This is a genomic window from Saccharobesus litoralis (assembly GCF_003063625.1).
Lineage (GTDB): Bacteria > Pseudomonadota > Gammaproteobacteria > Enterobacterales > Alteromonadaceae > Saccharobesus > Saccharobesus litoralis.
Window position 1 is genome coordinate 1,957,927 of sequence record NZ_CP026604.1, and the last position, 12,685, is coordinate 1,970,611.

The following is a 12,685-nucleotide window of genomic DNA, read 5'->3' on the forward strand; positions in this document are numbered from 1 at the left end:
TCATGTCTCTATTTCATTTTTAAAGCTTCGAAGTTTTTATCCATCTTAAGTAACCAGCTTAATTGGTAATCATTAAAATGAACTTAAATGATTTATATTGATTTAATAAGATTGTTAATTATTATTAACGCGCTATTAACAAGAAGACTTAAGTCAATTTTATTCAAATATCAAAAATGTAGCGAAATCGTGCCCGTTAACGACCTAGCGAATGTTTCGTTAATTGCCGGTTAAACACAACAAACACGAAGAGAGACCCATGAAAAACAGCAAAATATCCAGCCGTAAAACGCTGAAGTCGCTATTTATGCTTGCTTCAATGATGAGTGTCACAGCGTTTTCAAATGCCGCTGTGACATTAGAACAACAAGTTAAGATCGCAGATGATGGTTTGCATTTTAACGGCAAAAAACTTACCTATGGCACTTTAGGTTCGGCCGATACCTCTGTTGAAACGTTCGATTACTTTTTTGGCCGTAGTATTTCAGCCCATGGTGATGCGGTAAAAACATACAAACAGTATGTTTTTATGACTTGGTACAAGGGTGGCAAAGATCAACGTAACGTGATGCTAACGCGTTACAATACCGAAACCGGTACGCTAGCGACAATAGAATTCCCGCACCGCCATACAGGGTTCAGAGGCGACCCTAATATTGGTGAGTCGCACAATACGATTGGTTTAGCGGTTAGCCCAGTTAACGGCACGATCCACATGGTGTACGACATGCACGCGTATACGCAAACCAACCACAGCGGTAAGTTTAAAGATGATTACTTTCGTTACAGCTTCAGTTTAGCCGGTGCGGCAGAAGTTGACGATGCCGAATTTACCCTAGATCAGTTCGTAAAAGACACCAGCAATGTGAGCCAAGGCCCAGATGATTATAAACACTTAACCATGACGGGAAACATTGCGGATAAAAGTAATTTTTCTTCGCTAACTTATCCTAAATTTTTCGTTAACACCGACGGTACTTTGCTGCTTTATATGCGTTTAGGCGGCAATAACAATGGCGCTTACGTGTTTAACCGCTACGATGCGACAACTGAAACTTGGTCTAAATTCACTAAGTTTAATCTTAACAATCAAAAAGCTCAGGGTAACGAATACAACTGGGGTTTATACGGCAACATGAAATATGTGAATGGCAAGCTTCAGGTTGGCTTCCAGCAGCGTAGCAGTGACAACAATGATAAATACCAATATCAAAATGGGGTTTATTACGCTTACTCAGATCACCCAGAAGGCTTTGGCGATTGGAAAAACCATAAAGGCGAGCCAATGACATGGCCGCTGGTAAACTCAGATGAAATTAAAATTTTTGAGCCAGGTGATTTAGTCGAAACAACAGCCAAAAACCAAGTGTATATCGTTGGTGGTTTTGATTGGACAGTCACTGAAAAAGGCGACGTGCATTTTGTGCATCAAGTTAAAGATAACGAGAACAATGTGACTGTGCGTGCGCATACCTACAAGCCAGTTGGCGCGGAAGAGTTTATTACGACCACAGACTTTACTGGCGCGTCTAACATTTATACCGCTGGTGACAATATCTACATCATAGGTATGCAAAACGGTCGTCCATTTGTTGAAAAAGCGGCAGGTGGTACTAATGATTTTGTGCGTGTGTATGAAGATACCGACGGTATGCAATTTGATCACGGCGTTGTTTACATTAAAGACGGCAAAGCTTATTACTACCTAATGGGTAAAGAGGGCACAACGGCTAAGCCACTCTATTTACAAATTATTGATTTAGATATTGAAGCTGACTTAAACAAACCGCAAGTGGTATTCCCGCAAGCCAGCATGAGTGTTAACGAAGGCTACGACAAGTTAGCGATTACGCTAGATGCCTCTTCTCCGGTGGCAGGGCGCACAATTCAAGATGTTGCTTTGTATATCAATGGTGAACTTGTACGCGTAGACAACTCAGATCCTTACTTATTTGGTCACGGCTCTAAACCGCACGAAACCGGCGCAATGGGCTGGTTAGATACCCATGAGCCTAATCCAAATCCACTCGGTGTTGGCACGCACTTATTTAAAGCTATAGTCACCGATAGCGAAGGTGAAACCGGCGAAGCGCTTATGCGTTTAGAGGTTAAATCGACCGCGCCAGTTGTAAGCTTTGGACAACAAAATAAAACAGTAGATGAAGGCTTTGAGCAGCTAGGCATTACCGTCAACGCCGAACCGTCTGTCGAAGGCCGTACTATTGAATCGGTTACGCTTTATATTAATGGTGAAGAAGTTCGTAAAGACACCTCTAGCCCTTACAATTGGGGACACAAATTTAAACCGCATGAAACAGGCGCGATGGGCTGGATCAGCTGTGAGCAAGATCCGGTTCCTAACCCTTGTCATGAACCAAATCCTAACCCATTAGGTGTTGGTGAACATACCTTTACCGCAGTGGCGGTTGACAGTGCAGGGCAGTCTAGCTCAGCAACTATGACGCTTAACGTAGCTTCGTTGGCACCAACGGTTAGTTTCCCTTATGCAGAGAAAACACTTGAAGAGGGATATGAAAAACTCGCCGTCACCATTGACGCACAACCTGCGGCAGATGATCGTACTATTGAATCAGTTACCCTGTATATCAATGATGAATTAGTTCGCGTAGACACTTCATTACCATACCTATTTGGCCATGGTTCTAAACCACATGAAACTGGCGCAATGGGATGGTTAGATACGCATGCGGCTAACCCAGCTCCGTTTACTGAGGGCGAATATATTTTCAAAGCGGTTGCCTTAGATAGTAAAGGTGCACAAAGCGAAGCCACTATGATATTAACGGTTGTTGCACCGCCAGAGCCACCAGTTGTTTCTTTCCCGAACGATGTTGTTAATGTATATGAAGGGTTCGAAAAGCTTAACTTTTCAGTACAGGCTGAAACGCCAGAGCAAGATCGCATTATCGAATCGGTTACTCTATATATCAACGGTGAGTTGATCCGTGTAGATACCAAGCCATCTTGGAATTTTGGTCATCAATATAACCCTCATGAAACGGGCGCTATGGGTTGGGGTGATAAAGTCCTAACTAAAAACCCCAATCCTTTAGGTGTTGGTGAGCATATTTTTGAGGCCGTAGCCAAAGACAGTGGTGGTTTAGAATCAACCGCGACTATGACTTTAGTGGTTAATGAGTTACCAGGGCCTTCAGTTGATTTTGCAGAATCGGATGTCAGCTTAATTGAAGGCTATCAACAATTGTCATTGTCAGTTAATGTTGAAGCGGCAGCCTCTTATGTTGACGTTTACAGCGTCGCTTTATACTTAAATGGCGAGTTAATTCGTGAAATTTATCAAGGGCCTTATACTTGGGGGGCTGGTGATTATGCTAATGAGTTGTTATCTATCCCTGTAGGTTATAACACGTTAACCTCTGTTGCCACTGATAGTTGGGGTAATCAGTCAGAGACATCAATCGATGTTGAAATCAAAGAGTTAGTATTACCAGAAGCCAGTTTTGAGCAGGACAAGTTGATAACAAATGTTGGCTACCAAAACTTAGCGTTAACAGTTGATGCGACTAACGCGGCTAGCTATATCAGCATTAGCCAAGTTGACTTATATATAAATGACGAACTAATAAGTTCTGATTTTGCAGCGCCTTACGAGTGGGGAACTGACAATTCAGACGACCCTTATGAGTTAACAGGGTTGCCATTAGGTGTTCATACCGTTAAAGCGGTAGCAATCGATACGCAAGGTAGCCAAGTTGCCGCTGAAATGGTTATTGATGTTAAACCAGCACTGGTATCGGTTGAATCGGAATCTGAACATTCACCGGCTATTAACCTATTCGATGGTGATTACAGCGACGAGTCTAGCTGGAGCTCAGATAAAAATGGTACTAAGAGCTTAGTCATTGATTTGGGTGATACCAAAACCATTATTGGTGCTCAGTTATGGACAACCGGTGGTGAGTCCGTCAAGTATCATATTTTTGTAGCAAACTCTTTAGATGAAGACTTTGTTAAAGCGGGTTCACATATGCCTAAACGCGGCAGTTCTCAGCCATTTACCGCAAACTTTGTTGCTGAAGGACGCTTTGTGAAGCTAATGGTGCTTGGCAATTGGCCAAGTATTAACGAGTTTGAAGTTATCACTGAGTAATCTGTTAAGCTCAAAATACAGCTAATAAACACAACCTCGGATCGGTTAAAGCGGTTCGAGGTTGTACGATGTCTGTCCTAATATCTCGTCTAAATAGAGTAAACAAGTGGTGCGACTCGCTTCGCTCGGGGCACCCTACATCCAGTTAATTAGTCGACATATCTATGCCTAGGTAGGGTGGCCGGAGTCACACGACTCCCACCAATTTAATATTAACAGCAAACGGGACAGCCATGTTGGTGTCATTTGTAGGTCGTGCCTTTAGGCCGATGGGTAAACAAACGCTTTTAAAAAGATCAGCCAAGGGCGTAAAGTCATTTTTAGTCTGTTGTTAAACATTCATTATTAGGGCTTTATGATTAAAAAGATGAATCGCACATTAACTACAACGTTACTTACGATTTTGATATCGGGGTGCGCCTCCAATAAAATGTCGCATGAAGAGCTGTGGCACAGTCATGACCTTGCTAGAGTAGAACGAGCTAAGACACTTTATAGTTGTGGGATGTTTTTCGCTATTGCAGGTGATCAAAGGCAGAATGAAATTGAGAAGAGTCGATACCATAAATATTCTGCGAAGGCGACTAATCTCGCTAAAGAACTTACTCCTATTGATGGTTCTATCACTGATGATCAAAGGAAAAAATTGAAGAAAAGGTATAACCTATATGCATTCCGTACAAGTCAAAGTTGGATTAAGGCAATAGGTAATGATCCGGAGGGAAATGTGTTTAAAAACATAACTAAGGACTGTGTGAGTGCCATTCAAAATGAAGATTTTATCGATACAATTGATAAGTTACACAATAAGATAAGTCCAAAACCATAATCAGGTAGCCGAGGGTATCTAGCCCTCAGCCCCACAACACCCAACATGCGGCTCCGCACAGGGCGTTTCATTTAACAATTACCGGTAGTGTAATGGACTTTTACCAATCCCTCTCGAAATGAATAAAGTCCTTCTCTTCTCAGGTAGTCCAAGTTTAACGCTTGCTGAATACCTATGTAGGGTGGCCGGAGTCGCACGACTCCCACCAATTTGATTTTTATTAGGCCATTACTTTTTCAGGCTGAGTTCATTCACAACTTTTAGTAATAAACTCACTTCAGCTCGGCCAGACCAAGAACCCAAAGTGTATGACAAACCCGCGATCCCCAAGATTAGCAAAACTAAATCTTCGCTGTATTGAGTAAAAAATAACCCCAAGCTAATCAAGGCGCTTATTACAATAATCCAACGTAAATATGACCAACTAGCATCTTGCCTTTCTAGCCATTCGATCATTTTTTTGTCTTTATCGCTAAGCTTCATTTCAACTCCATAATTACATAGCTTTTAATATTGGGTTACTTGATGCGCAGAGCGCAGCAAGTGGATCACGTTAAGTTAATTTGGCTGCTCTTTAATGGGTAAGCCGGTATTGCGGTCGATTAAATAGCTAACTTGATTATCTAATTTAATATTGATTGATTGCGGTAATGGCTTGGCATTGGGTTTAAACCCATAATAATTATTGCCTTGTTGTATTGCGGTTAAATGCTGTTGGATAATGTATTTTGGCAACGCAAAATCGTAAAAAGCCACTTCATCTATAATGCCAAAAAAGGCTTCTCTATCATCAAGTACATTTGGCGAGTTACCAATATTTGCCGTGCCTGCGCCGCCACTTAGCATTTTTGAACCGGCAGGGTATTGATAGTACGCCAGCATTTTGCCATTTAAATAAATGGCCTTTAAACCGCTAGAAACGTTGTAAGTGGCCACCACATGATGCGCTTTACCGTCTTTTAACTCGGCTAAGGTGGGTCGATTATTTTTGCCATCTAACGCTAGTTTCAATTCGTGGTAGCCTTGGCCAACTAAATAAAGGCCGAAGCTTAATGATTCAGCATAGTTACCCCTTGGTCTTAGGTAATCTTTGCCTTCGTCTTGTTGAAAACTTAATAGCATTCGGTGCTCTTGATCATCCTGATCTTTGCGAAAAATTTCATCTAATTCACCAAACGATTTGCCTTGTCTTTTTTCGCCTGTGAACTTAGGCACCACTAAGGCTTCAATGGTTACGCCATCGGTTGCTGAAAAGCTGCCGGTTGCGGGCGCGGTTCCGCCACCGCTACCCACATCAATCCGCGCCGCTTGGCTATTGTCAAAATAATAGGCACCGGAACCGACTAATCCTTTAATGCGTTGCGCACCCGAACCGGGAATGCCCGAGGCATTGCCTGCTAAGTCTATCGCGCGATCGCTTTGACTATCAAAAGGCCAAAAGTGATTAGGTCGCCAACGTTTGGGGGTGAGCGTAGTATTGTTACCCGCTTGAATGATGGGGTTTGCTTCTGTTACATCCACTAACAAGGTGCCGCCACCCGAGTGAACATCAAAGCTTTCATTTAATACAACAATATTTTGGCCACTCGCTTGCTCAATTGCCAATTTCCCTTGTTGTAATTCAATTTCGCTTTCATTAAAAAACTTAATTTGACTACCTTGGGCTATTGTCATGATCTCCCCTGAAAACAGGCTAATGCGGCTGGTTTCGTCAACAAAATAGCTGCCTCTGTAAAAGCTATTGTCGTCAATTTTGCCTAACCCATTAATGCGTAGCTGGCCGTTTAACACTTCGCCTAGCGCGTCGCTTTTATTGCTGGCAAAAAAGCTGATAAACAAAACCATAAAAAGCAGTAGGGGAATACTGGCAATCAAAATATACCATTTAGAGAAAAACATAGGTTTGGGTTCTATGTTAGGCATTGATCTTGGTTGTGGCTTTGGCTGGTAGTCAGAGTTAGCGCCACTTGGCCGCACAATGACTTCTTCTAAATGTAAACTACGGCGCACCACTTCCATATCAGGTGTGGCGTTGGCCTGCATTTGCAAATGCAAGGTGATGTATTGATGATAAAAAGCTTGTGCTTGTTTATCATCTTTGAGTAATTGGTCTAACTCGGCGACTTGCTCCTCGGTAACGGTTTGATCGGCTACGGCGTCCGCTATTTTTTTAATTTCTGGATACTTATCAGAACGGTTCACAATAAATCTCCACGCAGTTTGCGATCGACACAGTCGAATAATTTTTTTCTTAAGCGATGAATGGATTTACGAATTGCATAAATCGAGCGGCCTGTCTGTTCGGCGATTGCGGCGGCGCGATTGTTTTCAACATAAAAGGCTTGGTAAAGTTTTTGATCCGGTTCAAGCAACTGCGAACGGCAGGTTTGTAATAATTGCCATTGTTGCTCTGTGTTATCTTCGATTGATTCACAAGCAAATATTTCTTCTAACCTTTCTTCGCTTAAGCCTAAACTGAGGTGCTTATTGTTGCGGCGAAAGGTTCTTACTCGATTAAAAACAATACCATTCGCCCATTTAGAAAAATTAGTGCCGATTTCAAATTTTTCAAACTCTCGCCATAACACCATGCTGGTATCTTGAAAAATGTCATCAGCTGCGGCTTTATCCATTACGTAAGCATAAATATAGGCGTATATACGCTTACGATCAGCCTCAAATAAGTCTAAAAACTGATTAATTTTACTCTGTTCTAGTGTCTCAAGATCGCTTGATGTTGTAGCACTATCAAGATCTTTACCTAATTGTTTGGAAATAACCAACGCAAACCTCAGACATAAATTGACTAACCAGAGCGACTTTTTATTTAAGTTGCTAGTACTGTTTCAATAAAGAAATGATCAGTTGAATCACTCATGATGTTTTTAACCATATATAGAGTAAATAAACAACTTCAGGCTGAGCTTGTCGAAGTCTTATTACTTTCTAACTTACCAACACTTCGACTGCCTTGGTTTATAGTGAGCTCGACGAACTACGCTCAGTGTGAAAGTGCTCACCAATGTTTTCAACTCATCAAAATTAAATTGAAAAGGTACTAGCTTAAACAAGCAAGTATTCGCATATTAAATCCATATTCGTCATTTTTTAACAAAAAAATAAAAAATCTGTCCCTTTTTTAAAATTACCTGCCTTTTCTTATTAATTCTGACTAACCCCAAAATTATCGCAAATTTATTAATGGAGTTAACGTGCTAGTAAAACGCCTAATTATTTTTTTATTGTGTCTGTGTTCGTACACAGTTACTGCAAGCTCATTACAACAGCAGTTTGAACAGCCAAGTGAGCAACATAAACCTTGGGTATTTTGGTATTGGATTAATGGCAATATCACAGCACAAGGGATAAAAGCTGACTTACAAGCCATGGCCGATGCAGGTTTAGGCGGTGTATTACTAATGCACATTAACGAACATGAGGTAATACCCGCTGGGCCTGTTCGTTTTTTATCAGACGAATATCAAGCTTTATTAAAACTGACCTTTGAAACCGCCGCCGAGCTAGGTTTACAAGTTAATTTATACAATGGTGAAGGATGGTCGGTTGCAGGCGGCCCTTGGATAACGCCAGAGCTTGGCATGAAAGAGCTGGCATGGAGCGAGTTGAATACCAGCAGTTCAACGAAAACTATTCAATTTCCTCAACCGCATGCGCCACTTAGCTTTTACCAAGATATTGCCACCCTAGCTTTTCCAACACCAAAAGGTTTTATTGAGCCCAACTTTGTCGACTTAGTGGATAAAGTGACTGTTTCGGGCGAAAAATGGTATCAGTTTAGCCAAACAGACAAAGTGATTGATGGCGACTGGAATACAAATATTAAGCCAACGCTTGATGCGGATACTGGCGAAACTTACATCAAGCTAGATTTCAAACAAGACTACACCTTTAGTAACGCATTTGTGAAGTTTGCCGCCTACGGCATGATGGGGCGCAACTACTTAATGGTATCGGACGATGGCGAAAATTATCGCGAAGTGGCGTTGAGTAAACGTGGCCAAATTTACGATGATATTAGCTGTTTCCAATTTGAGCCTATTACCACCCGCCACGCCAAATTTGTTTTTAAACCCACTGACAACAAATTGTTATATACCGCCATGCCTAAAGTTAAGGTGTCGGTACGCGAGATAGCCTTGGATAACCGCCCACGTATTGATAACTGGTGCCAAAAAGCCGCACATGCGTTTCCATTTTTTATGCCTGAAACGGAAAGGCAAATTGCGCAACCCTCACTCACTAGCAACAGCAATATAGACTTAAACTCAATCATAGATGTCAGCGAATATTTAACCGCTGATGGCAAACTCAATTGGACACCACCATCTAGCTCAGCTAATTCAGAGAAAGTAGGCAACTGGACAATTGTGCGTTTTGGTATGTCATCAACTGAGGCAATCAACCGCCCAGGTTCAAAAGGTGGTGAAGGTTTAGAAGTAGACAAAATGGACGAACGCGCGCTCGATGTGCATTTTGCTAACTACTTAGCGACCGCTAAAAAATTAGCAGGCGATCAAGTGGGTAAAGCATTTGCCAGCACCCATGCAGATAGTTGGGAAGTAGGCCGACAAAACTGGACACAAAATTTTGCCAACGAGTTTAGCCAAAAACGCGGTTATTCACCGATTAAATATTTACCAGCGACTTTAGGTTACCAAATAACCAGCCCACAAGCAGGCGAACAAACCAGCGAACGTTTTTTGTGGGATTTACGTAAAACCATGGCCGATTTAATTGCCGAGCGTTTTTATGGCGGTATGACGAAACGCGCCAATGCGATGGGCGTTAAATTTTCTGCGCAATCAATGAAACCTTTTATTGATAACCTATACGCGCTTGGCCAAGCCGATATTATCTACGCCAACAGTGCTTTTAGATCGCTCAACCCGAAAGACAATGTTAAAAACCAAGAATTTGCTTATTTAACCGCCAAAATGACCGCATCGGCAGGCTCTATTTATGGCAAACCTGTGCGCTCTGAGTCATTTACCTCATTACCTGAAGCCAACCGCTGGTTAAGTCACCCACTTACTTATAAATCACAAGCCGATACCGACTTTGTGGGTGGGGTCACTTTAGTTACTCATCATTTATTTACCCATCAACCTTGGACCAATTTACAACCCGGCATGACCTTAGGTTATTGGGGCCTACATTTTGAACGCACCCAAACTTGGTGGCATGAAATTAATGCTTGGAATAGCTATGTACAGCGCAGCCAAGCTTTATTAAGCCAAGGCCAACCTGTATTTGATGTACTCCATTTGTTGGGAGATGACTCATCCACCAAATTCGACCGCGAGTTTGTCTATAACACACTGCCTAAAGGCCACGACTTTGAGTTTATTTCAACTCATGGTTTGTTGAATGAATTGTACGTCAACAACAATAAAAAATTGAGCTTCGCCACAGGCCGCGAATATCAAATATTGTCGTTGGCCGACGATATTAGTATGCGTCCACAAGTTTTGTTAAAACTTAAACACTTGCTAGAACAAGGCGCGGTTATTGTTGGTAAAGCACCAGAGTTTTCACCTAGTTTGACCAATGCACAGCAAGCAGACAAACAAGTGCAACAACTCGCCAAGCAAATTTGGGGCGGTCAATATAACCAACAAGTATTTGCCAGCCTGCCCGAAGCTTTTACCCAGTTAAACATTCAGCCAGACGTGCGCATAACTGGCACAGATAATCGCATTATTTGGCGTCACCATCAGCTTAAAACACAAAATAGTCATTTCTATTTTGTCAGTAATCTTGAGCAAACAAAAACCACAGCCAAGTTAGACTTCAGAACAACAGGTAAAGTGGTTGAATTGTGGGATGCCATGTCGGGCAAACGCCAACGTTTAACCGATTATTCCGTTAACAAGGGCCGCACGCAAATTGACTTAACCTTTGAACAAGCACAATCGTTTTTTGTCGTGTTTAGCGACACAGCAAGCACCACAGAAACATATCAGCAAGCGCCACTTGTACCAGTGCAAAATATTCAAACAGCTTGGCAGTTAGACTTTATCAAAGGAGCTCAGCAACCCAATTCGGTTGTGTTAAACCAACTAATCGACTTAACCGAGCACCCAACTGACGATGTTAAATACTTTGCAGGTACAACTCGCTACCAAACTGAATTCACTTTTAACGGCAGTGTTAATCCGCAAGCGCAATATTTATTAGATTTGGGTCAAGCTCATCAGTTTGCCCGCGTTTATCTAAATGGCCAAAACCTAGGCGTGCAAATGTGGGCACCATATCAGTTTGATATTAGCCAATACCTAACAGCCGGAACTAACCAACTGACAGTTGAAGTGACCAACCTTTGGCCAAACCGTTTAATTGGAGATGAGCGCCAATATTCTGATTCAGCTAAGTGGAAACAAAATGGTTATCAAGGATGGCAACTGATTGAATTTCCAAACTGGTTAAAAGGCGCAACACCACAACAACCCGGCAAGCGCAATACGTTTGCGACATGGAAACACTGGGGCAAAGACGACCCATTAATGCCATCAGGCTTGATTGGGCCAGTGCAAATACTAAAACGCTAAGCACACAATACAAATAACAGGTAATAAGATGTTTGATTTATTTCAAGTACAAGAAAACCCATTTACCGGCGTATTGTTTCACGCCATAGGTGGTTTAGCGGCGGCGAGTTTTTATATTCCGTATAAAAAAGTCAAAGCTTGGTCGTGGGAAATTTATTGGATGATAGGCGGCTTTTTTAGCTGGATTATCGCCCCTTGGCTGTTGGCTATGTTGATTTTGCCACAAACGCCACAAATACTCACACAAGCGTCAACCTCCAGTTTAGTTTGGACCTTTAGCTTTGGTTTGCTCTGGGGGGTGGGTGGCCTCACCTTTGGTTTAACCATGCGTTATTTAGGCATAGCACTAGGTTATTCAATTGCATTGGGCATAAGCGCAGTTATCGGTACGCTGGTACCGCCAATATTTGAAGGCAAATTACTTTCTATTGCAGCTACCCAATCTGGCCAAGTGATGTTACTCGGGGTATTTATTTGTTTAGCGGGCATTGCGCTTGGGGGTAAAGCGGGTACCAATAAACAAAATGAATTATCCGACGAAGACAAAAAACAAAGTGTTAGCGAATTTCACTTTGGTAAAGGTTTAGCGCTGGCGCTTTTTTCAGGCGTGATGAGCTCGTTTATGGCATACGCCTTTGCCGCTGGCAAACCCATTGCCGATATTGCCTTAACACAAGGCTCACCCAATTTATGGCAAAACCTGCCAGTATTAATTGTTATTTTAGCTGGCGGTTTTGTGACTAACTTTGTTTGGTGCGCCTATTTAGCCACTAAAAATAAAGCATGGACGCAATTATCTTCTCCAACAGTGAATAACCCAAGGCTGAGCAATATTTTGTTTTGTGCGCTCGCTGGGGTGACTTGGTATATGCAGTTTTTCTTTTATGGCATGGGCACCACCATGATGGGCGAATACGAATTTTCAAGTTGGACGCTGCACATGGCCAGCATCATCGTTTTTAGCACACTATGGGGCTTAGCATTAAAAGAATGGCAAGGCGTTAGTGCGGCAACACAGCGTTGGAATTTAGCTGGATTAGCTGTGCTTATTTTAAGTATGGTCGTGATTGGTTGGGGAAACACCCTCGCAAGTGCAGGCTCAGCGCATTAACTATCGTCTTCTCGCTCAGGCTTTATGGTTCATTGTCAGCGCTT

7 protein-coding genes are annotated in these 12,685 nt (G+C 42.2%); 4 read left to right on the forward strand and 3 right to left on the reverse strand.

Translation table 11 applies throughout. The features are described 5' to 3' along the window. Window positions 1–259 precede the first annotated feature (259 nt). Both C2869_RS06915 and C2869_RS06920 read left to right on the forward strand, forming a co-directional pair. Window positions 260–4,132: an Ig-like domain-containing protein gene (locus C2869_RS06915; RefSeq protein ID WP_228710790.1), complete on the forward strand. Its 3,873-nt coding sequence runs from the start codon at window positions 260–262 to the stop codon at window positions 4,130–4,132. A gap of 367 nt (window positions 4,133–4,499) precedes the next feature. After that, on the forward strand, window positions 4,500–4,961 hold the full coding sequence (locus C2869_RS06920; protein ID WP_159084077.1) for a hypothetical protein: 462 nt from the start codon (window positions 4,500–4,502) through the stop codon (window positions 4,959–4,961). A 228-nt stretch (window positions 4,962–5,189) separates the two neighbouring features. Here C2869_RS06920 and C2869_RS06925 read toward each other — a convergent pair whose 3' ends face one another. The 3 genes from C2869_RS06925 to C2869_RS06935 form a co-directional block, all read right to left on the reverse strand. Further along, the gene (locus C2869_RS06925) at window positions 5,190–5,444 is read right to left on the reverse strand and encodes a hypothetical protein (protein WP_108602256.1); all 255 of its coding nucleotides are present in this window, start codon (window positions 5,442–5,444) and stop codon (window positions 5,190–5,192) included. Between the two features lie 75 nt (window positions 5,445–5,519). Next, window positions 5,520–7,163, reverse strand: a complete 1,644-nt coding sequence (locus tag C2869_RS06930; RefSeq protein ID WP_108602257.1) for a LamG-like jellyroll fold domain-containing protein — start codon at window positions 7,161–7,163, stop codon at window positions 5,520–5,522. Continuing rightward, a complete protein-coding gene (locus C2869_RS06935) occupies window positions 7,160–7,744 on the reverse strand; it encodes a sigma-70 family RNA polymerase sigma factor (RefSeq protein WP_228710791.1) in 585 nt (194 codons plus the stop codon). Before C2869_RS06935 ends, C2869_RS06930 begins: the two co-directional genes overlap by 4 nt. 429 nt (window positions 7,745–8,173) lie before the next feature. On the opposite strand from C2869_RS06935, the gene C2869_RS06940 reads away from it, so the two are divergent. Together C2869_RS06940 and rhaT are read left to right on the forward strand one after the other, a co-directional pair. After that, window positions 8,174–11,530 (forward strand): glycosyl hydrolase, encoded by a 3,357-nt coding sequence (locus C2869_RS06940; protein ID WP_108602258.1) that lies wholly within the window; start codon window positions 8,174–8,176, stop codon window positions 11,528–11,530. A gap of 28 nt (window positions 11,531–11,558) precedes the next feature. Then, on the forward strand, window positions 11,559–12,641 hold the full coding sequence (gene rhaT, locus C2869_RS06945; RefSeq protein ID WP_108602259.1) for an L-rhamnose/proton symporter RhaT: 1,083 nt from the start codon (window positions 11,559–11,561) through the stop codon (window positions 12,639–12,641). Window positions 12,642–12,685: the final 44 nt, after the last annotated feature.